At 65.0% G+C, this 24,459-nt stretch carries 22 protein-coding genes; 10 read left to right on the plus strand and 12 right to left on the minus strand.

Annotation, left to right across the window (positions count from 1 at the left end):
* Positions 1-23 precede the first annotated feature (23 nt).
* From DSD28_RS06845 to DSD28_RS06870, 6 genes are all read right to left on the minus strand, one after another.
* Positions 24-710, minus strand: a complete 687-nt coding sequence (locus DSD28_RS06845; protein WP_119255631.1) for an ABC transporter permease — start codon at positions 708-710, stop codon at positions 24-26.
* Between the two features lie 3 nt (positions 711-713).
* Positions 714-1,421, minus strand: a complete 708-nt coding sequence (locus tag DSD28_RS06850; RefSeq protein ID WP_119255632.1) for an ABC transporter permease — start codon at positions 1,419-1,421, stop codon at positions 714-716.
* 74 nt (positions 1,422-1,495) lie between these two features.
* Complete coding sequence (locus tag DSD28_RS06855) at positions 1,496-2,299, minus strand: transporter substrate-binding domain-containing protein (RefSeq protein ID WP_119255633.1); 804 nt, start codon at positions 2,297-2,299, stop codon at positions 1,496-1,498.
* A 43-nt stretch (positions 2,300-2,342) separates the two neighbouring features.
* Positions 2,343-4,298 carry a DUF2817 domain-containing protein gene (locus DSD28_RS26475; protein ID WP_119255634.1) on the minus strand — a complete coding sequence of 652 codons (1,956 nt, stop codon included), beginning with the start codon at positions 4,296-4,298 and terminating at the stop codon, positions 2,343-2,345.
* A 159-nt stretch (positions 4,299-4,457) separates the two neighbouring features.
* The gene (locus DSD28_RS06865; protein ID WP_119255635.1) at positions 4,458-5,564 is read right to left on the minus strand and encodes an FAD-binding oxidoreductase; all 1,107 of its coding nucleotides are present in this window, start codon (positions 5,562-5,564) and stop codon (positions 4,458-4,460) included.
* Between the two features lie 13 nt (positions 5,565-5,577).
* On the minus strand, positions 5,578-6,624 hold the full coding sequence (locus DSD28_RS06870; protein ID WP_119255636.1) for an aromatic ring-hydroxylating dioxygenase subunit alpha: 1,047 nt from the start codon (positions 6,622-6,624) through the stop codon (positions 5,578-5,580).
* A gap of 120 nt (positions 6,625-6,744) precedes the next feature.
* Between DSD28_RS06870 and DSD28_RS06875 the strand changes: the two genes are divergently transcribed.
* Positions 6,745-7,689 (plus strand): LysR family transcriptional regulator, encoded by a 945-nt coding sequence (locus DSD28_RS06875; protein WP_119255637.1) that lies wholly within the window; start codon positions 6,745-6,747, stop codon positions 7,687-7,689.
* Here DSD28_RS06875 and DSD28_RS06880 read toward each other — a convergent pair.
* On the minus strand, positions 7,682-8,758 hold the full coding sequence (locus DSD28_RS06880; protein WP_119255937.1) for an ABC transporter ATP-binding protein: 1,077 nt from the start codon (positions 8,756-8,758) through the stop codon (positions 7,682-7,684). The genes DSD28_RS06875 and DSD28_RS06880 overlap by 8 nt on opposite strands.
* A gap of 101 nt (positions 8,759-8,859) precedes the next feature.
* Here DSD28_RS06880 and DSD28_RS06885 point away from each other — a divergent pair, with 101 nt between their 5' ends.
* From DSD28_RS06885 to DSD28_RS06920, 8 genes are all read left to right on the plus strand, one after another.
* On the plus strand, positions 8,860-9,546 hold the full coding sequence (locus DSD28_RS06885; protein ID WP_119255638.1) for a GntR family transcriptional regulator: 687 nt from the start codon (positions 8,860-8,862) through the stop codon (positions 9,544-9,546).
* The gene (locus tag DSD28_RS06890; protein WP_119255639.1) at positions 9,543-10,523 is read left to right on the plus strand and encodes an alpha/beta hydrolase; all 981 of its coding nucleotides are present in this window, start codon (positions 9,543-9,545) and stop codon (positions 10,521-10,523) included. The genes DSD28_RS06885 and DSD28_RS06890 overlap by 4 nt, the downstream gene beginning before the upstream one ends.
* Before the next feature lie 24 nt (positions 10,524-10,547).
* Positions 10,548-11,750, plus strand: a complete 1,203-nt coding sequence (locus tag DSD28_RS06895) for an ABC transporter substrate-binding protein (RefSeq protein WP_119255640.1) — start codon at positions 10,548-10,550, stop codon at positions 11,748-11,750.
* A gap of 108 nt (positions 11,751-11,858) precedes the next feature.
* Positions 11,859-12,782: a carbohydrate ABC transporter permease gene (locus DSD28_RS06900; protein ID WP_119255641.1), complete on the plus strand. Its 924-nt coding sequence runs from the start codon at positions 11,859-11,861 to the stop codon at positions 12,780-12,782.
* Positions 12,779-13,612 carry a carbohydrate ABC transporter permease gene (locus tag DSD28_RS06905; protein ID WP_119255642.1) on the plus strand — a complete coding sequence of 278 codons (834 nt, stop codon included), beginning with the start codon at positions 12,779-12,781 and terminating at the stop codon, positions 13,610-13,612. Before DSD28_RS06900 ends, DSD28_RS06905 begins: the two co-directional genes overlap by 4 nt.
* 23 nt (positions 13,613-13,635) lie before the next feature.
* Complete coding sequence (locus tag DSD28_RS06910) at positions 13,636-14,517, plus strand: sugar phosphate isomerase/epimerase family protein (RefSeq protein WP_119255643.1); 882 nt, start codon at positions 13,636-13,638, stop codon at positions 14,515-14,517.
* A complete protein-coding gene (locus DSD28_RS06915) occupies positions 14,514-15,509 on the plus strand; it encodes a Gfo/Idh/MocA family protein (RefSeq protein WP_119255644.1) in 996 nt (331 codons plus the stop codon). The genes DSD28_RS06910 and DSD28_RS06915 overlap by 4 nt, the downstream gene beginning before the upstream one ends.
* A gap of 14 nt (positions 15,510-15,523) precedes the next feature.
* Positions 15,524-16,627 carry a mannitol dehydrogenase family protein gene (locus DSD28_RS06920; RefSeq protein WP_119255645.1) on the plus strand — a complete coding sequence of 368 codons (1,104 nt, stop codon included), beginning with the start codon at positions 15,524-15,526 and terminating at the stop codon, positions 16,625-16,627.
* A gap of 59 nt (positions 16,628-16,686) precedes the next feature.
* On the opposite strand, the gene DSD28_RS06925 is transcribed toward DSD28_RS06920, so the two are convergent.
* Entirely contained in the window at positions 16,687-17,499 is an 813-nt protein-coding gene (locus DSD28_RS06925) for a class I SAM-dependent methyltransferase (RefSeq protein ID WP_119255646.1), read from the minus strand.
* 145 nt (positions 17,500-17,644) lie between these two features.
* Here DSD28_RS06925 and DSD28_RS06930 point away from each other — a divergent pair, with 145 nt between their 5' ends.
* The gene (locus DSD28_RS06930; protein ID WP_119255647.1) at positions 17,645-18,331 is read left to right on the plus strand and encodes a response regulator transcription factor; all 687 of its coding nucleotides are present in this window, start codon (positions 17,645-17,647) and stop codon (positions 18,329-18,331) included.
* On the opposite strand, the gene DSD28_RS06935 is transcribed toward DSD28_RS06930, so the two are convergent.
* The 4 genes from DSD28_RS06935 to DSD28_RS06950 are packed head-to-tail and all read right to left on the minus strand — an operon-like array spanning position 18,310 to position 24,380.
* A complete protein-coding gene (locus DSD28_RS06935; protein WP_162911281.1) occupies positions 18,310-20,097 on the minus strand; it encodes a hypothetical protein in 1,788 nt (595 codons plus the stop codon). The genes DSD28_RS06930 and DSD28_RS06935 overlap by 22 nt on opposite strands.
* Complete coding sequence (locus DSD28_RS06940) at positions 20,094-22,559, minus strand: phosphotransferase (RefSeq protein ID WP_162911282.1); 2,466 nt, start codon at positions 22,557-22,559, stop codon at positions 20,094-20,096. The genes DSD28_RS06935 and DSD28_RS06940 overlap by 4 nt, the downstream gene beginning before the upstream one ends.
* Positions 22,472-23,359: a glycoside hydrolase family 16 protein gene (locus DSD28_RS06945; protein ID WP_162911283.1), complete on the minus strand. Its 888-nt coding sequence runs from the start codon at positions 23,357-23,359 to the stop codon at positions 22,472-22,474. The genes DSD28_RS06940 and DSD28_RS06945 overlap by 88 nt, the downstream gene beginning before the upstream one ends.
* Complete coding sequence (locus tag DSD28_RS06950; RefSeq protein ID WP_119255651.1) at positions 23,304-24,380, minus strand: GNAT family N-acetyltransferase; 1,077 nt, start codon at positions 24,378-24,380, stop codon at positions 23,304-23,306. The genes DSD28_RS06945 and DSD28_RS06950 overlap by 56 nt, the downstream gene beginning before the upstream one ends.
* Positions 24,381-24,459: the final 79 nt, after the last annotated feature.

Below are 24,459 nucleotides of genomic sequence, written 5' to 3' on the forward strand. Positions count from 1 at the left end.
GGGCTGCCTTCCCCTTATGCCGCTCAGCGCGGCAGGTAGCGCGTGAGGCTTGCCTCCAGAAGGCGGATGAGCGTGATGAGGATCAGGTTGATCAGGAGATAGAGCATGCCGGCAATGGCGAAGATCTCGAGGATCGCGTAGGTCTGGCTCATCAGCCGCTTGGCGTGGCCGGTGATCTCCAGCACGGTGATCGTCGAGGCAAGGCTCGTTCCCTTCACCACCAGCACCAGCTCGTTGCCATAGGCGGGCAGCGCCTGGCGGATGGCGAGTGGAAACGCGATGCGGCGGAAGCACAGGAAGCGCGACATGCCGCAGGCCTGCGCCGCCTCCATCAGGCCGCCGGGAATGGACATGAGGCCGCCGCGCAGGATTTCCGACGTATAGGCTGCCGTGTTGAGCGCCAGCGCCAGAACGGCGCAGCGCACGCCGTCACCGACGATCCACCAGAGCACCGGATTGTCGCGCACGAAGGAAAGCTGGCCGAGCCCGTAGTAGAAGAGGAAGAGCTGCACGAGCAGCGGCGTGCCGCGGAAGACCGTGCTGTAGCCCTTGGCGAAGCTGCTCAGCAGCCGGTTCTTCGACAGCCGCATGACCGCGAGCGCCAGCCCGAGATTGAAGCCCATGGCGACGGAGGCGACGGTCAGCATGGCCGTCAGCCACACGCCCTTGGCAAGCGTCGGCACGGCAAGGCGAACGAGTTCGAGATCCATGGCCTAGCTCCTGTTCTTCGGCTGGAGCAGGCGCTCGATCCGGTCGAAGCCGCCCTGGCTCACCAGCGTGATCGCAAGGTAGACGACGGCGGCGATGAAATAGAAGATGAAGGGATGGCGAGTGGAGCCCGCGCCGACGAAGGCCGCGCGCATCAGCTCCTGCAAGCCCACCACAGAGACGAGCGCGGTGTCCTTGATCGTCGTCTGCCAGACATTGTTCATGCCGGGTACGGCGATCCGCAGCATCTGCGGCGCGATGATGCGGCGGAAGATGCGGCGTCCCGGAATGCCGAGCGCCCGCGCCGCCTCGATATGGCCGGCCGGGATGGCAGCGAGGGCTCCGCGCACCACCTCGGTCGAATAGGCGCCCGAAATGGAGGCGATGGCGATGACGGCGATGACGAAGGCATAGCCGTTGCCGGCTAGCCCCGCATAGCCGAAGGCCGCCGCCACGCGCGCCACGAACTCAACCGAGGAGAAGAAGAGGAGATAGATGATCAGGAGCTCGGGTACGCCGCGCACGATCGACGTATAGAAGTCGACGACCAGCGTCAGCGGGAAGATCCGCCCCCACTTGATGAGCCCGCAGGCGACGCCGATGACGATGCCGAAGACCATGCTCGCTATGCCGAGGGCGACCGTGACCGCCGCCCCGCGCAGGATCGCGGCGATCCAGCCGCCCTCCCATACCTGCCAGATTCCCAGTTCCATCGTTCCCGCCCGAACCCTTCATGCCTTCCGGATGCGGCGTTCCCCGGCGCCTGCTGCCGGGGAACGCGCTGTTGCTACTGCTGACAGGGCCGGGAGATGTCCGACTTGAACCAGGTCTGGCTGGCCTTGCCGATGGAACCGTCGGCGACCAGCTCGCAGAGCGCCTTGTCGATACGGGCCTTCAGCTCGGTATTGTCCTTGGCGATGCCGACGCCGATGCCTTCGCCGAGGGTCGGATCGGAAGAGCTGGCGATCTTGACGTCGACAAGCTGGAAATCCTTGCCGTCGGGCTTGGCGAGAAAGTCTTCCAGCGCCGACACGTCGGAAAACGCGGTGTCGACGCGGCCGCTGGCCAGGTCGATCTGCATCTGGTCGAGCGTGTCGTAGGTCTTCAGGTCGGCGTTCGGCACGTTCTTCTCGAGATAGTGCGCGTGGGTGGTACCAGCCTGCACGCCGACCTTCTTGCTGTCGAGCGCCTTGACCAGGCTGTCGAGGTCCTTGATGCCGGCAAGGTCGGAGCTCTTCGGTGCCACGAACATGTTGGCAAGCTCGGCATAGCCGATAGAGAAGTCGATCTCCTTCTTGCGGTCGTCGGTGATCGACATGCCCGAGATGATGACGTCGAAGCGCTTGGCCTTCAGCGCCGGGATGAGGCCGTCGAAGGCCTGCACGACGAACTGGCACTTCACCTCAAGCTTGGCGCAGAGCAGGTTGCCGACATCGGCGTCGAAGCCGGTGACGTTGCCGGCGGCGTCCGCCATGCTCCATGGCGGGTAGGCGCCTTCCGTTCCGATCGACAATTCGCCTTCGGCCGCCCAGACGGCGGTAGTGCCGGCGGCGAAGCACGCGGCGAGCAGCAGGCTTTTCATCAGCTTCATGTTCTGGTTCCCCATGTTGAACGTTGTTGTCGGCCGGCGGGCGTCAGAGCGTACGGGCCAGGAACTGGCGCATGCGTTCGGAGCGCGGATTGGTGAAGACGTCCGCCGGTGCACCCTCTTCCTCCACTTTTCCCTGGTGGAGGAAGAGGATCTTGTGCGAAACCTCGCGCGCGAACTGCATTTCGTGCGTCACGAGGATCATCGTATTTCCTTCTTCGGCCAGCTGCCGGATCACGCGCAGCACCTCGCCGACAAGCTCGGGATCGAGCGCGGAGGTCGGCTCGTCGAGCAGGATGAGTTTTGGGCGCATGGCGAGCGTGCGGGCGATGGCCGCGCGCTGCTGCTGGCCGCCGGAGAGCTGGCCGGGATATTGGGCGTGCTTTTCGGAAAGGCCGACCTTCTTCAGGAGCGCATGCGCGTGATCGACGGCGGCCTGCCGCTCTTCCTTCAGCACATGCAGCGGCGCCTCGATGATGTTCTCCAGCACCGTCATGTGCGGCCAGAGATTGAAGTTCTGAAACACCATGCCGACCCGCGAGCGGATGCGCTCGACCTGCCGCATGTCGGTCGGCGCGGCATTGCCGTCCGGTGTCTTCTTCATGCGGATTTCCTCGCCGTCGATGACGACGCGCCCGTCATGCGGCTGTTCCAGCAGGTTGATGCAGCGCAGGAACGTGCTCTTGCCGGAGCCCGAGGAGCCGATCATCGAGACCACTTCGCCGGGCTGGGCCGTAAGGCTGACACCGTTCAGCACCGAAAGCTGCCCGAAGCGCTTGTGAAGGTCGTGCACTTCCAGCGCCGGACGCTCGCCGGCGCCCGGATGCACGGTCTCCGCATGGGCGATGACGGCAACCGGCGCGGCGGCGGGGACGGGCTTTTCGGCACCCGCGCCGCCGACGGCCTTGAGATCGGCAAAGGCGCGGTCGAAATGGCGCAGCGCCGTGGCGAGGCACGTGTTCCGCCAGTCCTCGTCCTCGGGAATGAAGGCGGCGCGCAGCGCCTTCTTGATGCGCTCGCCGAGCGGCGTGTCCACCTTGCCGTAGAGATGCAGCCAGTTGTCCGCCTGGACGGCCTCGATGACCGTTTCGCCGTTGAGCGTGCCGCATTCCACCACCAGCGGCAGGACGCGCGCCTTCGGCAGCGCCTTGCGCACGGCGGCCGAAACATAGCCGGTGGCGGTCGCGGCGATGCCCGTGTCGGTCGTCGCGTCCGTGCCGGTGAGGACGACGGAAAGGGCGGGGCCGAAGATATGCCGCCCCCAGTCGAGACCGGCATGCTCGCCTTCGGCCACCGAGAGGAGGGCCGGATAGCCATAGGGACCGGCGCCCGTATGCAGGTCGAAGACGACGACCTCGGACGCCTGCCGGGCGAATGTCGAGAGGATCTCGATGAGCGTGCGGTTGGACCAGACGGGACCGTCGCCGCCATAGTAGAGGCCGTCCGAAAAGGCATACTGGCCCGCCTCGATCATGGGGGCGAGGCCGGCATAGCCGCCGAAGCGCCGTTTCGCCGCGTCATAGGCCTCGGCCGCCCGCTCGCGCTCCGGGCCTTCCCAGGTACGCCAGACGACGGCGTCGTGCAGCGTGGCGTAGCGTTCGTTGCGCGGCGGCCCCTTCTGCCAGTCGATGAAGTTGCGGTTCAGGTCGACATTGTCCTCGTTCACCCTGCGGCTCCAGGCGGTGCCCCAGGGATTGATCAGGTGGATGGCGAGGACGGCGGTGTCGTCGGGAAGCTGCCAGGGCGTGTTCTGCGAGAGCCAGGCCGTCTGGCAGGCCGAGCCGAAGGAGCCTTCGACGCCATGCGTGCCGGAGATCAGCACCAGCAGCTTTGCAGCGTCGGGGCGTCCGAGATAGGCGATGTCGGTCGAAAGCTGCTCGCCGTTCGGCCCGTGCAGAGGATGGGGGTAGGCGACGAGGCTGGCGCCCGCCTGGCTTGCAGCAGCGAGAAACCGGCTGCGCAGGTCCGAAAAATCGCCGGAAAAGAGGGCGGAAGGGGACATGCGACAGTGCTCCCGGTTGTCTGTGTGCAGAACTGCTTTGGCGTTCATTCTCATTCCCCTGTGAGGCCGTTGGCCGGCCTGTCTTGGTCTGGTTTCAAGGAAGGCGGCTTGCGCCTTTCCTTGCAGGCAATGGGCCCTTTCCCGCAGGCCTCTCCGGCGTCAGAGATCGAGCACGATGGAGGATTTCGGGCGGGTGCAGCACAGGAGTACCCGGTCTGCCGGCATTTCGTCGAGCGGTTCCTCGAAGTAATCCACCTCTCCCGAGACGAGGCCCTGCTCGCAGGTTCCGCAGACGCCCGCCCGGCAGGAGAAGGCGGGCTCGATCCCCTTCGCCTCCAGGAAGGCGAGGATGGATTCGCTCTTGCCATCCCATGCGAGGCTGCGCCCGGATTTCTGCAGGACGATGCGCAACCCATCGCCATCCTCGTCCGCGACCGGCGTGACGGCCGACGGCGTTTCCGGCTGCACCGGCGCCGCGCCGCTCTCCGACAGGAGACTTGCCGGGCCGAAGAATTCGTAGGCGATGCGTTCCTTGCCGATGCCGAGCCCGGTGAGGATGCCGTAGAGAGCCTGCATGAAGGGCGGCGGCCCGCACATATAGACCTCGTAGTCGTCGAGCGGCAGAAGGCTCTGGAGCGTCGCGCGGGAGACGAAGCCGGTGGAATGGCAGCGGCCCGCAGCGAGCTCGCCGTCTTTGGCGAAGCGGTAGCAGAAATGCACCGATATGCCCGGCCGCAACGCCGCAAGGCGCTCCACTTCGTCGCGCAAGGCATGGACGGCCGCGCCGTCGCAGGCATGGATGAACCAGACCGGGCGATCGCTTTCCCTCGCCAGCACGTCCAGCATCGAGACCGTCGGCGTGAGCCCGACCCCACCGGACAGGAGCAGGACGGGCCGGCGGCTTGCGGCATCGAGCCGGAAAGCGCCGCGCGGCGGATCGATCTCCAGCACGGCGCCCGGCTCGATCTCGTCATGCAGCCAGCAGGAGCTCAGCCCTTCCGGCACGTCCTTCGAGGGCGCTGCCTCGCGCTTCACCGTGATGCGGTAGCTGCCTTCCTCGCGCGGCGATGAGGAGACGGTGTAGTTGCGCAGGACATGTCCGCCCTTGCGGTCGGGAACGCGCATGGTGAGGAACTGTCCCGCCTCGAACGGCCGCCAATGCTGCCGTTCGAGGGGCGCCAGGCGGAAAGACGTGATGGTGGCGCTTTCGCGCACCTTCGAAACGACCTCGAAGGGGCGGAAGCGCGAAGCCGCGGCATCGGGCATCCGGGGTCTATCCTTACTCTGCGGCGTCCGCGACGGTGGCGGCCTGCGTCTCGGCGGCGATCATCTGGGCGAGCTTGCGGCGGAAGCGCATCGGCCCGACATCGATCTTCAGATCGAGATTGGGCGTCTGCATGTTGGCCATGCCGTGATGAACCGCTTCCAGCACCACGCGGTCCTCCTCGAAGGCGCCGCGCACGGACTTTGCGAAGCTCGCGGAGACCTTGGCGTCGTCGGGCGCGAAATTGCGCATCTGGAACCAGTAATACTTGGTGCGGTTCTCATCGACAGGGGTCATGAAGTTGTAGCTGTCCATGAGGAAGGTGTTGTCCGGCAGGTCGCGGCCTTCCCCGCCCGTGTGGGCCGGCGCGAAGATCGCCTTGATGATGGCATTGCTCGGATAGCGCACCTCGTAGTGCTGCTTGCGGTCGGTATTGCCCTCGAATTGCAGGAAGGGCGCATAGAAGGGGGCGGGCTCGGAATCGATCATCCAGCGCCAGACGGTCACGCCGTCTTCCTTGACGGTCGTCTCCAGCGGTGTCTCCTCGCAGGCCGAGCTGGCGAAGGACGACTGGTGCACCCAGGCGACATGGGACGGATCGAGCAGGTTGTCCGTCATGTAGAGATAGTTGCAGTGGAGCATCATGGATTCGCCACGGTTGATGCCCCAGGCGGGATCGTCGAAATGCTCGACCTCGAAGATGTCCTTCGGGTCCGCCTTGGCGGCATCCCCCATCCAGATCCACAACAGGCCGTAGCGCTCGTGAACCGGATAGGACCGCACCTTGGCGACATGCGGGATGCGCTCGGCGCCGGGAACGCGGGTACAGGTGCCCGAACAGTCGAAGGTCAGGCCATGATAGCCGCATTCCACGTCGTCACCCTTGATGCGGCCCATGGAGAGCGGCAGCTTGCGATGGGGACAGGCATCTTCCAGTGCGGCGGGCGTGCCGTCCTGAAGGCGGTAGAGGACGATGTTCTCGCCCAGGATGGTCACGGGTTTCAGTTCGCGGCCGACCTCGTTGTCCCAGGCCGCAACATACCAGGCGTTTTTGAGAAACATCTCGCTCTCCTTGCGTTTTGCCAAGCGAATGTTCGTTGATTTTTTCGTGCCAACAAGTTGCCAGCGGCTGCGTTCTTTTTTAGAAATTCTAAACTGCGTCGCTTCCGGAGGAGCTTCACCATGCCGAACCCGTCCCTGCGCGGCCTGCAAGCCTTCGAGGCGATCGGACGGTGCGGCTCGGTCAGCGCGGCGGCCGAGGACCTCGGCGTTTCGCCCGGCGCGGTGAGCCAGCTGGTTCGCAATCTGGAGCAATGTCTGGGGCTGACGCTGCTGGAGCGGCGCGGCCGGCGGGTCGAGCTGTCGTCATGGGGGCGGGTGTATTACCGGGAAGTGGCGAAGGGTTTCCAGCAACTTTCCCACGCTGCCGGCGTGCTGACGCGCGCCCGCAACGAGACGGGGATCGTGCTGAGCGCGCTGACATCCGTCGCCAACAAGTGGGTCAGCCGCAAGATCTTCGACTGGCAGTCCCTCTGTCCGGAATCGAGCGTGCGCATTCTCGGCGAGGAGCAGGAGCCGCGCATCGGCATCGAGCATGTGGATTTCCGCATCACCTACGGCCGGCGCGCGAATGTGCACGAGCATGTCGCCAACCTCTTCACCGACTGGGTGGTGCCGGCGTGCTCGCCGGCGCTCCTCGCCAACCGGGTTCTCGACTGTCCGCAGGATATCCTCAAATTCCCGCTCCTCAATGTCGAGTGGGAATCCGACTACAAGGCGTCGCCGCAATGGCGGGACTGGGCACGGCTGATTGACGCCGATGGCAGCCAGACGTTCTCCGGCCTTTCCTTCACCCTGTCGAGCAGCGCCATCGATGCCGCCGCCAATGGCAGGGGCTTCGTTCTTGCGCAGATCTCCATGGTGCGGGACGAGGTCGCCGCCGGCAGCCTGGTGGTTCCCTTCGATATCCGCATGAAGCTGCCGGAAAGCTACTATCTTGCCTGGGACCGGGCGGCCCTCGAAAGACCCGTCGGCCAGCGGTTCCACAAATGGCTGCTGACCATTGGCAGGCAGCAGGACCTGGCCTCCGCGCCGGGCGCCGGTCTGCTCGCGCCCCCGCTCAGTTGATGCGGAGGCCCGAGGCCGCGTCGAAAAGGTGGATCGCTTGCATGTTCGGGCGAACGTGGATCCGGTCGCCGACGCGGATCGGCGTGTCGCGCGGGAATTCGACGGTCAGCATGCGGGGCTGGCCGATCTCCACATAGCCGTAGGTCTGGCTGCCGAGCCGTTCGGCGACGGCGAGCTCGCCGCTGAACCAGGCTTCCTCCTGCGGACAGGCGATCAGGTCCTCGGGACGGATGCCGAAGGTTGCGGCGCCGGGCGGAGGAGGGGTGTCGAGACCGGCAAGCGGCAGGGTGCGGTCGCTGAGGCGGATTGCGCTGCCGGTGTCCGTGGCGATGATCGCCGCCGGCATGGTGTTCATGGTCGGGCTGCCGATGAAGCGCGCGACGAAGAGGCTTGCGGGGCGGTGGTAGAGATCGAGCGGCGGGCCGATCTGCTCGATCTTGCCGGCATTGAGGACCACGATGCGGTCGGCGAGCGTCATGGCCTCGACCTGGTCATGGGTGACATAGACGGTCGTCGCCTTCATGCGATTGTGCAGCTTGGCGATCTCAAGACGCATCTCGACGCGCAGGGCGGCGTCGAGATTGGAAAGCGGCTCGTCGAACAGGAAGGCCGAGGGCTCCCGCACGATGGCGCGGCCCATGGCGACGCGCTGGCGCTGGCCGCCCGAAAGCTGCGCCGGCCGGCGTTCGAGGAAGGGCTCGATCTTCAGGATGTCGGCGGCCTGCGACACGCGGCCGTCGATGGTCGCCGTCTCCGTGCCGCGCATCTTCAGGCCGAAGGCCATGTTCTCGCGTACGCTCATATGCGGATAGAGCGCGTAGTCCTGGAAGACCATGGCGATGTCGCGGTCGGAGGGCGGCAGCGCGTTGACGATGTTTCCGCCGATATCGAGGGTTCCGCCGGAAATCTCCTCCAGCCCGGCGATCATGCGCAGGAGGGTGGACTTGCCGCAGCCGGACGGGCCGACGAGGACCAGGAATTCGCCGCTGGCGATATCGATGTCGACGTCGTGGATGACCTCCAGGGACCCATAGGTCTTGCGGATCTGCCTCAAGGCGATTGCTGTCACGGCTTTCTCCTCCGAAAGGTCAACTCTGCCCTTGACCTTCATTATCGATATCAATATCAATAATGATACAAGACGCGATTGGCAACCATGCGAGCCGGCCGATGACCTATTTTTCTGCACCGTCGAATGCGCGAGGCGCGGCAAGGCCGGCAAAGTCGGCGGCCGCCTTCAACGCGCTCAAGCGCGACATCATGCTCGGGGTCCTGCCGGCCGGCGCGGCGCTGACGGAGCTGGATCTCGCCGCGCATTTCTCCTGCAGCCAGGGCACGGTGCGCGAGGCGCTGCTCCAGTTGCAGGAAGAGGGGCTGGTGCGCCGGCAGGGGCATCGCGGCACGCAGGTCTCCGAATGCACCGAGGCCGAGGCCGTGGAGATGTTCCGCGTGCGCCAGCAGATCGAATGCAGTGGCATCCTGCGCGCGCTGCAGATGCCGAGCCGCACGCTCGTTTCCGACCTCAAGGCGCTCTTCGCCGAAATGCTCGATACGGCCGCCGCCGGCGACGAGCTCGAGCTTGCATCCCTCGACCGGGACTTCCACCGCCGCATCTTCCAGGATGCGCAGCTTCCCGCGCTCGATCCGATCCTGCACCGCTGCCTCGTGCACAATCACCGCTTCAAGATTTCGCGCAGCACCACGCCGCGCGATCTGGTGGCGACCGCCCAGCGCCACGGCGCGATCATCGAGGCGATAGAGAACAGGGATGTCGCGCAGGCGAGCGCGGCGCTTCGCCACCACATCGCAACCATCGTCGACCTCGGTCCCGACGTCTTTCCCGAGGCGACGCAATGAGCATCGTGCCCGACATTACCCGGCTTTCGCCGGAAATGGCCGCGCTGCTTGCCCGCGTGGCCGCCGAGACCGGGCCGCAGCCCGATCCGACGACGCTGTCGCCGGCCGAGGGCAGGGCGCTCTCGGAGGAAAGCAACCGGCGCTGGAATGTCGACCTGCCCGAGATGGCGGCCGTCGGCGAAGCGTGGATCGACGCGGATGCGGGCCTCGGCTCGGCGCGGGTGCGCCTCAAGGTCCTCGTGCCGCCGGGGCACGGCGCCGGCGCGGTCGTCTTCGTGCATGGCGGTGGCTTTGCCTTCTGCAGCCCGGAAACGCATGAGCGTTGCGCGCGCGTCCTCGCGCTGGAATGCGGCCTGCCGGTGCTGCTGCCCGATTACCGCCTCTCGCCGGAACATCCCTATCCCGCGGGGCTCATGGATGTCGTTGCGACGATCCGCTTCGCCTTTGCCGCGTCCGCGCCGCTCGGCGTGACCGCCGGTCCGCTCATCCTTTCCGGCGATTCCGCCGGGGCCAACCTCGCGCTCGCCGCCATGCTGCACGAGCAGGCCGAAGGGCGCCCGCCCGTCGCCGGCGCGCTGCTCTTCTACGGAACCTATGCGGGCGATTTCCGCACTGATTCCTATCGCGATTTCGAGAACGGGCCGGGCCTGACCACCGCGAAGATGCAGCGCTACTGGCGCTGGTATGTCGGCGGCCGCGATGTTTCGGCCGATCCGCTGGCCTGTCCGCTGCTCGCATCGGACGAGGCGCTGATCGCCTTGCCGCCGCTGCATTTGATGGCGGCGGGCGTCGATCCGCTGCTGTCCGACAGCATCGTGCTGCACGAGCGCCTGAAGGGCCTCGGCCGCGACGAGACCCTGACGGTTGTGCCGGGCGTCACGCACGGCTTTTTGCAGAACACGCTCGATCTTGCCGCCGCGCGCGAGGCGCTGGCGGCAGCGGGCGCCGATGCCCGGCGGATGACCGGTACAAACTGAATTCGATTTTCAAAGGAGGAGACAATGAAAATCTGGAGGAAACTTGCGGTCGGGGCCGCGCTTGCGACGGCGCTGCTTGCCAGCACCGCATCGGCGGAAACCGTTCGCTTCTGGTATCACTTCGACAATCCGGAAAACCCGATGGGCGATCTCGTCGCCAAGTTCGAGGCGGCCAATCCGGGCATCAAGGTGGAAGCGGAGAACGTTCCGTGGAACAGCTACTACGATAACCTCTATACCGCGCTGGTCGGCGGCAATGCGCCGGATGCGGCGATGGTGAAGCTCTTCGCCCAGCCGCGCCTCGTGGAAATGGGTGCTTTGGAGCCGCTTGCCGAGCGCATCGACGCCTGGCCGGGCAAGGCGGACCTGCTCGACAACCTGCTGGAGCTCAACAAGGGGCCGGAAGGCCAGCAATACTACCTGCCGATCCAGTATGTCGTGCTCTATCTTTACTATCGCGCCGACCTCTTCGCCGAAGCCGGCCTGAAGCCGCCGACGACCTGCGATGAGTTCCGCGACGCCGCGATCAAGCTTACCAAGGCGCCGGCGACCTACGGCTTCGGCCTTCGCGGCGGCAAGGGCGGCTGGGACCAGTGGGGCGCCTTCGTGCTCTCGCAGGGCGCCAAGCTGGAACCGGGCGGCCTGACGACGCCGCAGGCGATCGCCGCCAACCAGTGGCTCATCGATCTGTTCCAGAAGGACAAGGTCATTCCGGCCTCCGCACCGAACGACGGCTTCCAGGAAATCACCGCCGCCTTCAAGAACGGCACTACGGCGATGACGATCCATCACATCGGCTCGTCGAACGACATGGTCAAGGCGCTCGGCGACAAGGTCTCGGCCGTGCCGGTGCCTGAATGCGGCGGCGGTCGCTGGACGTCCTATGGCGACGAATCCCTTGCGATCTTCTCCAGTTCGGAAGTGAAGGACGCGGCCTGGAAGTGGATCTCCTTCCTCGCCGAGGGCGAGAACAATGTCGAGTTCAACAAGGCGACCGGCCAGATGACCGTCACCAAGAGCGGCTCGGCAAACTGGACGCAGCATGAGCGCCGCTTCGTCGATGCCACCGTTCAGTCGCTGCCCTTCGCCCATGTGCTGCCGCAGAACACGGCGACCTCGGAATTCGTCAACACGGCCTGGCAGACCGCGATGCAGCAGGCGCTGACCGGTCAGATCACCTCCGAGCAGATGATGCAGCAGCTCGAGGCGCTCTTCGCGCAGCAGTGACCTCCCCGGAGCGGACGGTCCTGCGCCCGCTCCACCCCTCCCATCCGCCCCGCCCGAACATCTGGGCGGATGGGATCTTTCGAATGCCAACCGGCCGGGAACGACCGCATGACCGCGACCACCGCCTCACCATCGACTGCCGTGATCATCCCGACGCCCTGGAGCGTCCGGCTGATGCCCTACATGCTGCTGGCGCCCGCGGTGCTCGTCACCCTGTTCATCGTCTTCTTCCCGATGGTGCAGGCGCTGATCACCAGCTTCTACGACCTCATCCTCTGGAAGCCGAATGCCAGCCGCTTCGTCGGCTTCGGCAACTACGTCAAGCTCTTCGCCGACCCCGTCTTCTGGACGGCGCTCGGCAACACCGCGATCTGGATCGGCCTGACCGTGCCTCTTCAGATGGGGCTCGGCCTCGTTACGGCGCTGCTGCTCAACCGGGAATTCCCCTGGCGCGGCCTCGCGCGCGCCCTCATCATCATTCCCTGGGCCTTGCCGAGCGTGGTGATCGCGCTGATGTGGCGCTGGATCTATGATCCCAATACGGGCGTCCTGAACGATATCCTGCTCTATCTCTCCGTCGTGCAGTCCGCCGTGCCGTGGCTCGCCGATCCGAAGCTCGCGCTCTATGCGATCATCGCGACGCTGACCTGGCAGGGCTTCCCGTTCTTCGCGGTGATGATCCTCGCCGGCCTCCAGGGCATTCCGCGCAGCCACTACGAGGCCGCCTCCATCGACGGCGCGTCGGCGTGGCGGCAGTTCGTGCATATCACGCTGCCCGGCATCGCGCCGGTGCTGGCGACGGCGGGGCTGCTGCGCGTCATCTGGGTCGCCAATTCCATGGACGTCATTTTCGTGATGACCGGCGGCGGGCCGGGCTATGCGACCCATACGCTGCCGCTCTACGCCTTCGTGCGCGCCCGCCAGAACCTCGATTTCGGCTATGGCACGACCATCGCCGTGACCTTCACCATCCTCCTCGGCGCGATCGTCGCCGTCTATCTCGCCCGGACCATGCGGGAGGTCGAACGATGAACAAGCCGTCCACGCTCCGTCGCATCCTCACCACCGACCTGCCGGTGCTGGTGATCGTGCTCTTCGCCATGGGGCCGTTCGCCTGGATGGTGCTGACCTCGCTGACCCCGACCGCGACGCTGAACGCCACGGGCGTCTCCGTCTCGCCCGCCGGCTGGAGCCTCGACAACTATGTGCGGCTGCTGCGCCAGACCTCGTTCCTCGGCAACATGCTCGACAGTCTCATCATCGCCTGCGGCACGGTGGTTCTGGGCCTTGCCGTCGCGGTGACGGCGGCCTACGCCTTCTCGCGCTTCCGCTTTGCCGGCCGCAAGGTGCTGATGCTGCAGTTCCTGCTCATCAACATGTTCCCGATCGTGCTGCTCATCCTGCCGCTCTTCGTGCTGATGCGCAAAGCGGGCATCCTCGACACGCATTTTGGCCTCATCCTCGCCAATGCGACGGTCGCCATTCCCTTCGCGGTATGGATGCTGACGAGCTATGTCGGCGCGATCCCGAAGAGCCTCGACGAGGCGGCGATGATCGACGGCTGCTCGCGGCTGACGGCGCTGCGCCGCGTCGTGCTGCCGCTGACGATGCCCGGCATCATCTCCACCGGCATCTACATCTTCATCACCGCCTGGAACGAATATCTCTACGCGCTGACGCTCGGCGGCAAGAACGTGCGGCCCGTCACGGTCGCGATCCAGACGCTGATCGGCGAATACCAGATCGAATGGGGCCTGCTTGCCGCGGGCGCCGTCGTGGGCGCCATGCCCGCCACCATCCTTTTCCTTCTCGTGCAGCGCCGCCTGATCGGCGGGCTGACCCAGGGCGCGGTGAAGGGCTGAATGCGAATGAAAGAGGACAGACAATGAACCCCGTCGGGTTGATCTCCATGCAATATGCGCGGCCCTTCACGGCCGAGCACTTCCCGCTCTTCACCGAAATGCGAAGGCTCGGCTACGACTTCGTCGAGCTTCTCGTGCCCGAACCCGGCGAGCTCGACCTTGCCGAGACGCGCCGCGCGCTGGAGGCTGCCGGCCTCGGCGTCGTGCTCGCCGCCCGCGTCAACCTGCAGCGCAACCTTTCCTCGGACGATCCGGCCGCCCACCGCGCCGGCATCGACTACCTGAAATATGCGGCCGACTGCGCCGCCGCGCTCGGGGCGACCATTGTCGGCGGCCCGCTCACCGGCAATCCGCTGGTCTTCGCCGGCCGCCCGCCGCAGCCGGTCGCCGAGGAGGAGCGCCTTGCCCGCAAGGCCCGCTGCGTGGCGGGCCTCAAGGAAGCCGGCGACCATGCCGCAGGCCTCGGCGTCGTGCTCGCGGTCGAGCCGCTCAACCGCTTCGAGAGCGATGTCCTGTGCACGACGCAGCAGGCGATCGAATTGCTGGACGCGGTCGACCACCCCGCCGTGCAACTCATGCTCGACACATTCCACATGCATATGGAAGAGGCTTCCATCGCGGAGGCCATCCGGCTCGGCGGCAGGCGCGTCGTACATTTCCAGGCGAACGAGAACCATCGCGGTTTCCCCGGCACGGGCGCGACCGACTGGGTCGAGGTGTTCCGGGCGCTGCACGAGATCGGCTACGAAGGTCCCGTCTCGCTCGAACCCTTCCGCCGCAACGACGACCGCTTCGGCGTTCCCTTCGCCCAGTGGCGCGCGCCGCACGAGGACGAGAGCGAACGCCTCGCCGAAAGCGCAAAATTCATCAAGTCCCACATCCTGCTCACGGAATATCGTCGATGACACTCAAGATCGGTTGGATCGGCTGCGGCGTCCACGCCACCCAGATGCTGCTTCCGCAGCTCGTTCGCCATGACGTGCAGATCGTCGCGCTCTGCGACATCGACGGCAACCGGCTGGCCTCGGCCGGCCGGCAGTTCGGCGTGACGAACCTGACGAGCGATGCGGAGGAGCTCATCCGCCGCGCCGATATCGAGGCGGTCGGCATGGCTGTCGGGCCGGACCAGCATCTGCGCTTCGGCAGGATGGCATTGGAGCGCGGGCTTCCCGTCTTCATGGAAAAGCCGCCGTCGGGCAGCGCCGCCGGCGCGCGCGAATTGCTGGCGGCCTCGGAGAAGTCGGGCAAGCCGCTCCTCGTCGGCTTCATGAAGCGTTATTCCGCCGGCAACAAGATCGCGGCGAACATCCTGCGCTCCGGCCGCTTCGGCGATATCTACGGCATCACCGGCTATTACATGACGGCGCCCGGCTATTTCGCCGGCAATGTCGATTATACCGGCTTCTTCCTGCACCATTGCGTGCACTACATGGACCTTGTCTCCTTCCTCGTCTCGCCGGTCACCAGGCTGACCGCGCGCAAGGTGGAGAAGGCGCCCGGCAAGGTGCTCTTCCATGTGAATTTCGATTTCGAATGCGGCGCCATCGGCACCATCGCCATGGGCACGGCGCAGTCGCGCGGCACGCCCGTCGAACGCATCGAGATCATGGGCGACCACCAGCGCATCGAGGTCGATAATGTCATCGAAGTGCGCTGGAACCGCAATCCGCCCTTCAAGGTGGACGACCCGGCAGCGACCCTTTCGGACGCCGTCGACACGCTGACCTGGAAGCCGAACTTCACCGCCGCCGCCAACGAGGACCCGAAGGGCTATCACTCGCTGCTCGCCGACGTCGTTCCGGCGCTCGCCGGAACGGAAACGCCCGCGCCGACGATCCGCGACGGCGTCGTCGCCATGGAACGGCTCGAAACGCTCCGGCGCGAACTCGCGCTCTGACGGCGGAGATCACGGTGAAGACGCCCGTCATCCAGTTCGGCACCAGCCGGTTCCTGCAGGCCCATGCGGACCTGTTCCTCTCCGAGGGAGATCCGGCGCGGGCGATCACCGTCGTCCAGACCTCCGGTGATGCGTCACGCGGCCGGAGGCTTGCCGCGCTCGCCGCGCCCGAGGGCTATCCGGTCCGCATTCGCGGGCTCGCCAATGGGCAGGCCGTGGACGAGACGCACACTGTCACTTCCGTGAAGCGCTGCCTTTCGGCTGCGACCGATTGGCCGGAGGTCGTGCGGGTCTTCGTCGAGGAGGCGGAATTCGTGCTCTCCAACACCGGCGATGCCGGCTACCAGCCGCGGCCGGAAGACGGGGAGCGGGCCTACCATCCGGCGATGAGCTATCCGGCAAAACTCTACCACCTGCTCGCCGCCCGCCATGCAGCGGGCGCAAGACCGCTCGTCGTGATGCCGATGGAGCTTGTGGTAGACAACGGCAAGGTGCTGAAGGAGGCCGTCCTTGCGGTTGCGGCCGCGCAGGCGGGCAGTCCGGACCTCCTCTCCTATATCGAGAACGACGTGGTCTGGGCCTGCAGCCTCGTCGACCGCATCGTCTCGGAATCGCTGGAACCCGCCGGCGCCGTCGCGGAACCCTATGCGCTCTGGGCGATCCAGAAGGGGCCCGGGGTCGTCGCCCCTTCCACCCATCTGGCCATCGAGATGGTCGACGATCTCAAGCAGATCGAGCGGCTGAAGCTGCATATCCTCAACCTCGGCCACACCGTCCTCGTCGACATCTGGCGGCGTCAGGGCGGAGAGGGCGATCCGATCGTGCGCGAATTCATCGCGCGTCCCGAGGTGCATGCGGAATTGACGGCGATCTGCCGGGATGAAGTGCTGCCCGTCTTCGCCGCTCTTGGACAGCGCGAGGCGGCGGAGCGATACATGGCCGTCACGCTGGAGCGCTTCGCCAATCCCTATCTCGATCACCGGCTCGCCGATATCGCCCAGAACCACGCGCAAAAGATCGAGCGCCGCATCGGCGCCTTCCTCGCTCTTGCGCATGAAGCCGGTGAAGAAGAGCGACGAGGGCGTCTCGGAGAGATCGTCGCCTCGGTCGCGGGATAGCCGTTGCCGGAAGTCCGGGCCAAGGTGGTTGTATACGACGCGGGCGCATGTCGCAGAGGCTAGGCCCTCGCCACGATGACATGGGCCTGAATCTTCGCGACGACTTCGCCATTGCCGTGCCGGCTGGCGATTGTCGATGCGGCGCGATCGGTCGCGGCCTCCAGCATTCCGGGCGCCCTGGCTTCTATTTCGCTGCGAAGCACGGTTCCCTGGCAATAGGCGACGGCGGGGAGGCGGGGTGAGGGCGCGCGGCTTAGTTCCGCGCGGGTATCGATCCCGATGTCGATAAAACCGGCCTCCTCCAGATCGCGACGAATCCGGTCCCTGTCGTGATAGCCGTGCGGCGTGCGTGCCAGGAAGCGCGGCGGATCGTCCGGGAACATCCCCGCCAGCACATTCGTCACCTCGTCGGCAAAGACGTTCTCCTCGATCCGATCCCAGACGCTCAGTAGAAACCGTCCTTCAGGCTTGAGAACCCGCCTTGCCTCGCGATAGGCCGCCGGGCGGTCGGGAAAGAACATTGCGCCGAACTGACAGCAGACGAGGTCGAAGCTTCCGTCGGAAAACGGTAGCGCCATCGCATCTGCCTGCCGCCACTCGATGTGTCCGCCGGCAGGTTGCCGCGACGCGGCATAGTCGAGCATCGGCTGGTTGAGGTCGGTCACGACATAGCGCGCGTCAGCCGCCAGCTTCGGCGCCAGTGCGCGTGTAACGGCGCCCGTTCCTGCCGCGATCTCCAGGACGCTGCCCGGAAAAAAGGCGGCAGCGCGTCGAGCCATGTCCTCCGCATAGGGTTCGAAAATCAGCGGCACCATGTACCGATCGTAGTTCTCCGGGACCGAGCCGGTGAAAGCGTTGTCGGACTCCGGCATGGGGCGACCTCGCGTGCATTCATGACATCGCGAGAATAGCACATCGCCACTTGGCTCCGCATGGGTCTTCCAAATATGCGTAAAAAAAATTTTAGATAATGCGAATAATTCGCCATCTGAAACGTCTTGGTCTGCGGAGGTGGCCATGTTCGTTTCCGAAACAGCGCTATTGGATCCCGTATGCCCGGCCGATCGCGGCGACGATCCGGGGCGGATCGTCATTGTCGCACGGCCGGATTGCCTCGTGGAATGTCTGGCGGAAGCGCTTCGCCGGCGGTTCCAGGATCGCGAAGTGGTTGTCGACGATCATCGGGATACGGGGAACGGGGGTGCCAACCTCATCTTGTACTATCGTCGCGACCCGGTCGAAATCGCCCAAATCGAGCGTGCGAGGCACCCAGCCTTCCGGGTTTCCGTTGCCGTCATCGTGGATGATGCGTCCGGGATCCATCCTTTGCTGGAGGGAATGGCGCGAGAGCGTCAAATCGACGGTATTCTGCAGTTGAACATGCATCTTGGTGTTTTGCTGACCAGCGTGGACCTCCTTCTGAAGGGAGGAGAGTATTTTCCGTCGGCGTTGCTGCATCGCCGTGAGTGCAAGCATGAGGAGCGGGCGACGGGCAGTGAAATCATGATGGATTGTTCCCAGCTGACAGCCCGGGAGACCGATATTCTCCAGTTACTGTGCAAGGGAACGCAGAACAAACTGATAGCCCATCGGCTTCATCTCTCCGAAAATACCGTAAAGACCCATATTCGCAGCATCTACAGGAAGCTGCATGTCACCAACAGGACGGCGGCGGTCATGTCCTATCGCCGCGAGGGCAGATAACCGCCCGCCCGCGGCCGGTCGGCCTGCAGCCTGAAAATCCTTGCATTGGGGGAAGCGCGCACGAGATGGAAGCGCGGCGAGGCCAGCAGGATATTCTCCATGCGGTCGAAATCACCCGGCGGCATGCCCGACGCTTGCAGATAGGCCTTCTGGCTTCGGGTCAGGATCAGGAATGCGTCGTTCCAGCGCGGGTCGGTCATCCAGCGGTAAAACACACCGGCCGGGTCGGTGACGATCTCCCGTCTTGCCGCGTGATCTTCCTCGGAGATCGGCAGATAGGTGAAATTCTCGTAATTCACGAATTGCGAGGGGTAGCTTCGCGCGCCTTCGACGAGCAGCGTTCCCGGAGGGGCTATCGTGTAGAGCCATTTGGCCGTCGCGACTTCATCCCTGGTGAAGCGATACTCGCGGTCCTTGCCATTGTTGGCGAAAAGGAAGCCTGTCGCCGAAAACAGGCAGAGCAGGAAGAGCAGTGGAAAGCTGAGGATCGTCCTGCCGGCGGCGGGCGACGGGAAGAAGAGCGCGGCCGCGAAGAAGGCGAGAAACGGGGACGCGAACATATAGACCCGGAACACCGCCTCTCCACCATAGGCGACCAGCAGGAGGGGCGCCGGTGCAAGAAGCAGCGCGACGGCGGTATAATCGAAGAATCCGTTCCATAGGCGGCGGAGGCCGCCGGCAACGGCGAAGAGCGCGATGGTAGCGGTCAGCGCCCGGCCGATCATGATGGCCTGGCCCCGCTCGGCGCTGACCGTCCCGACATTGGCCATTTTACTGGTCGCTTCCGACAACGTGCCTATGGCGGCAAGCTCGTCATGAATCCGCTCAATAACGAAGGGGGCCGCGCCCCAGAGCAGCCAGAGCAGCTGGGCGATCAGCGCGAAGAAAAGATAGACCGGCGAGAGCCGGCGCCCCACCGTCAGCACGCCGATGGAAAGAATGACCAGCAGGGGCGTCAACTGATGCGTTACGACGACGGCGACGATGAGCACCATGGCGACGGCACTGGCAAGCACTCCGGAAAATCCGCCGGACGGCGAAGGGGCAGCCGTCCGGCGCAAGGGGCCGAGGAACAGACCGAGAAGAATGATGTAGAAGAGGAAGGAAAAGCCCTGTGGCGAAAAATAGTCCTGGCCGATCCAGTTGGCTGTAATGAAGAGCCATGCGGCTGTCAGGGGAAGGCGAGGATCATCCGTCAACCGGCGTATCAGTTGCAGATAGGCTGCACAGATCGCGAGGTCGAGGGCGGGGGGCGTAAAGCGCAGGATGGGCGCCAGATCGACGGCCCTCACCCCGAACCGGTCGGCGATCCAGGCCGTGGCCGCGAAGAGGCCGGGCCAGTTGTGATAGGCCGCAAGAAACGGCGCAGTGCGGTCCACGCTGCCGTGACGCTGGATGTAATCCACGATGCCGAGATGCTTCCAGGCCCAGGAATAGCGCAGCGTGCCGTAAACGATCGGCGGCGTTGCGGCGAGAACGAGGATGAGAGCGGCAAGGTAAAGAAGCGGCAGCGGGCCGCTCGTGCGTCCTCGGATCATCAGCCAGGAAAAACCTGCCGCGAGCAGGGCGATGGAGAGGTGAAAGATAGGCGGAACGATCGAAACGAGCCCGAGATCGGTCATCCGGTCCGGGTCGCTCATGCCAAGGGAGCGCGTCCACAGGAAGAGCGCCCCGGCGAGCATGATGGTAAGGATGATCGTGCCGAGCCGGGCTGGCGCGACCGTTCCGGAGGTCGTCGTGAGGTCCATCTCTGCTGCCTGGCTCATCTTTCCACCCCTTGCGATCTGATGAACGTGGAGAGGACAAGGTCGATATTGACCGCCATCCAAAGTGGATTTTCTGCAAAGCGCGGGGACTTTTGGAGGTTGGCCGCAACGTGCCGCCACCAGGCGAGGCCGCACAGGGCGTGGATGACCTTCGGATCGGTGAAGGCGCCATAGGCGTTGTCCAGCGCGCTGCGGGAGCTTTCCATTGCCTTCTGTTCTTCGGACGACAGGCGAGGTTCCGACAGCAAGCCTCGCACGGCAAACCCGAATTCCTCCCCGCTCCGCTGCGCCCGCGCCGTCAGAAGCAGGAATATCTCATCCAACCCCGGAGGGGAGTCGGGGCAGGCCGCTTCCCAGTCTATGATGGCGCTGAACTTTACCTCGGCCTCACCCGGACCGACGAGGAAAAGCAGGTTTCCGGGTGCGAAATCCCCGTGGCCAAGCCCGAGCGGCATATGCCGACCCGCCCAGAACCTGTGCTGTGCGTCCCGGAAGACCGAAAGCCCGCCGGCACGATCCACCAGGAGAGAACGGGAAGGCGCAACCCGTGCGACGTCATCGTCAACCCAGCGGCTCATCCAGCCGTCGTCGAGGTACTGGATTCGCGCCGTGCTTCGATGGATCTCGCCGATGGCCTGAATGGCAAGGGCGAGGGCTGGAAAATGCCGGGCCGGGGTTGCCAGCGTCGCCCGTCCGTCTTCGCCGGGAAAAGCGCGTTCAACGAGGCTGCAGAACAAGGACGAACGGCTGGCGACAATGCGGCTCGTCGAAAGCCCGATGCCCGCGTTTTGGGCCAGGGCCTCGCTTTGGACGATGTGGCGGGAAAGGGCCGCTGCTCCTTCCAGCGATGTCGCCTGCTTGAAGATGAAGCATTCGGCTGTGGACGTTTGGAAAGCGGCGGTCCGCACATCGCTTTCGCGGCGAAATTCCCGGATGCTGCCGGGATCGGGAGTGGCAATACCCTCCTCTGCGCAGAACCGGGCAATGTCGGGAAGGAGAGATGGCCCGGACCGCGCCGCAGGCAGAAGATGGCCGCGCATCCGAGCCAGCGCGGACAACAGGCGCAGCACAAGCTCCACGCGGCCGGAGGGGTCGAGGCGGCGGAAGAGATCGATCAGCAGGCCGGCCAGGGTAAGGCAATGGGCAGCGAGCCAGGCGGTTGCCATTCCCGCCGCGCCGTAGGTCGCTGCAAGAGGCGTGCCGACACCCAGAACAACGGCCAGCGTGACGATCTGCGCAGCAGCGACGGCCTGCGTGCGGCCGTTGGCGCGCGCCAGGGCGAGCATCAGTGTCACCACGCTCCAGGGCAGACAGGAGAGAACGAGAAGCCGCAGCATGAGGGAACTCTCGCCGGCATATTGCGTGCCGAGAAGGCGCAGCAGGAGCGGTGCGCCGAGGAAGATGACGGCGACGGCGACGGCCAGCGGCATCAGCGTGTAGAACAGTGCGTTGATGGCGAGAAGGTGGAATTTCGTGCGGTCGAAGGCGATTTCGGCAAGGAGCGAGATGCCCATGGAACGGCTGATCAGATAGACGCCGTAAGCGATTTCCCACGAAATGTAATAGACGGCGAGCTCTTTCGAGCCGCCATGGTGCAGCACGATCAGCGGCGCCACGCCCATCGCGGTCATGGAGGCGAGCGTTCCGGCATAATCCCAGCCGAAATAACGGGCGAGGGAGCGCCTGTCCGGACGTTCGGCGCCGGTCATGCGATGGCGAGGCAGGAAGCGGAAGAAGATCAGCCAGTTGACGAGCAGCAACAGCAAGGGCAACGGCAGGACCCAGGCGGCATAGAGCCCCGAGCCGGGAAGCGCCACGCCGGCAAAAACCACCAGAAGAAGAAGCTTCGCAAGCGAGAACAGGGCATTTTCGATCGGGGCTATGGTAGCCCGGCGCAGTCCTGCCAATACGCTGTCCTGGAGCGCGAAGAGCGTCCAGACGATGGTGGCGATCACGAATCCGGCCCCGGCCAGCGGCTGATCGTGGAGGAAGGCAAGTTCCGGAACGAAATTCGGGACGACCACGACGGCCAGTCCTGACAGCAGGCCGGCGGCTACCGCGGCCAGCCCGTAGGACACCTGCACCAGCCTGCGTGCTCCCATGCCGGCGGCGGGCAGATAGCGGTTCAGGAGATTGCCGAGGTTGAGCTGGGAAATATTGCCGAGCGTCAGCATGGTGGAAATCATGGCCGCCCCGATACCGACCTGCTCCGGCGTATAAAGCCTGGCGGCGAGCCCCCAGAAGACGAGGCCCAGCAGCGAGGTCAGCCCGGCGCTGGCAACGAGTGCATAGCCATTGCGCAGGAGCGGGGAGGCGACGAGAGCCTGCAGCAGCGGCGGGTAGCTCGCAAGGCGGCGGAAAGTGGCAACGGTCATCATTTCTCGCTCCGTTGCCAGATACGGACGTAGTCGATGAGGTAGCTGGAGGGGAATTTCGTCCGCTTGCCCGGCGGGCCGGGCCACTCGCCGCCCACGGCGAGATTGAGCAGCAGGTACATGTCCTCGCTGGCGATCGAAGCCGCGTCGGTCCAGCGCCATACCTCCTTACCGTCGAGGTACCAGACGAGCTTGTCCTTGTCCCAGGTCAGGCCGTAGACGTGCCAGTCCCGCGTGAGGTTCGCCACGGTGGCCGTTTTGCCGGGGTCCTGTTCCTTCCCTTTGTCGTCGGTATAGTGATAGTGCATCCGCAGCGAGGTGCCGGAATCGCCGAGCACCTCCATGAGGTCGATCTCCGGCCGGGATTCACGCGTTTCCGGAAGCAGCCAGATCGCGGACCAGAAGCCCTTTCCCGCCGGCGCCTTGGCCCGAACCTCGACGTGCCCGTAGCGAAAACGCATGCGGGAAGGACGGGGCAATTCCGCATAGTCGCGCCCCGTCGTTACCATGCCGGACGTATATCTGAACTTGCGGCCCTCGATACCCGTCGCCTTCTTACGTCGCGCCGTAAGATGGAGCATCCCATCGGAAAGCGAAACGTTTTCAGGCCTGTACCATTGCAATTCCCTGTTGCCGAGATTGGTGCAGCCATCCTTGTTCCACCAATAGCAGGTCGTCCATTTTCCGCCGTCGAGGGTCTCCGCCTCGAACTCGTCCTGAAAGATCAGGCGCCACTGTCCGTCCGCGGAAAGCGGAGCGGGATCGGCGGCGAAAGTAGGGTACGAGAGAAAGAAAAGCGGTATGGCAAATCCCAGAAACGCAGCTACTCGGTCAGGGTGCATCGCGGAACCCCAGAATGCGCTTGACGGTCCGGCGGGCAAGGCCATCCAGTCGGGCCAGTGGAAGTGTTTCGTAGCGGTATTCGCAATAGGGAACGGCAACGGCGCCGAACCGGGATTTGAACTGGGCCAGCGAGGCGGAATTGCCGGTTTCACCCATGTGATAATGGGTGCAGCCGAACCGGCAGGCATCTTCGATTGCCGTTGCCTGAAGCAGATAGGCGGCCCTGCTTTCGCCGGCCAGCGCTTCGTCCACCGCTCCGCGCGTATAATGGGCCTGCCGCCCCATGAGAACGAGGATGGCGGCAACGGCCCGCCCATTGAGCCGCGCGACATAGAGGCGGAAACGATCGCCCATTTGCGAGGCCATGGTGATGAATTTTGCCTTTGGGTCGCGGCGTAACCCACGCATGCGCGCCAGCACCGCCGGCTCGTGTTGCTTGCGCGCCCAACGCACCAGGGACAGTTGAAGCAGGTGATGGAACTCGTCGATAAGGCCCTCGTGGTTGCCCACCTCGATTTCCACGCCGCTTTTCTGGGCGCGACGGATATAGGTGCCCGCGTTCGGACGAAAACGGGCCCGCACGGCCAAAAAGCCGCCCGCCAGATCGATCACATGGGCGCAACGGTCTATGGCGCTCCAGCCGGGCCGGGCCGCCTGGGCCCAGAGTCCCGCAGTCAGGGGATTGGGTCTGATCTTGAAGCCGAGGGATGGCAGCGTTTCCAGGTGTTCCAGCACGATGGAGAGCTTGGCTGGCGTCATTTCTCCATCGCTCAGGACCCCGCCGAAGCCCCAGGCGGGCGGCGGCGACCAAGCGTAGCGCAGCCGGCCTGCTCCCTTGACGAAAAGCGGAAGCACTGCCCGGCTGCCGTCGTCGAACTTGAAGAACTGCGGAAGGGCGCGGAAACCGCCCGCGTCAGTTACGGCTCTTGCCCATTCCGGCGATTGACTCGGCAGAGCCGTTCCGTCGCGGCAGAAGAGATCCCGCCAGATCGGCTCACTGGAGTCCGAGATGGGAGCGGGTTCGACGGTGTAACCTGAGCACGGCACTGTTGTGATGGGGATCATGCAACTTCTCCAACAATCTGGTTGGGTCAGGCACGATGAGCGGCGCGATCATAAGACGAACCAAGAATAAAATAAATGG

The organism is Shinella zoogloeoides (genome assembly GCF_003574625.1).
In the GTDB taxonomy this organism is placed as follows: Bacteria; Pseudomonadota; Alphaproteobacteria; order Rhizobiales; family Rhizobiaceae; genus Shinella; species Shinella zoogloeoides_A.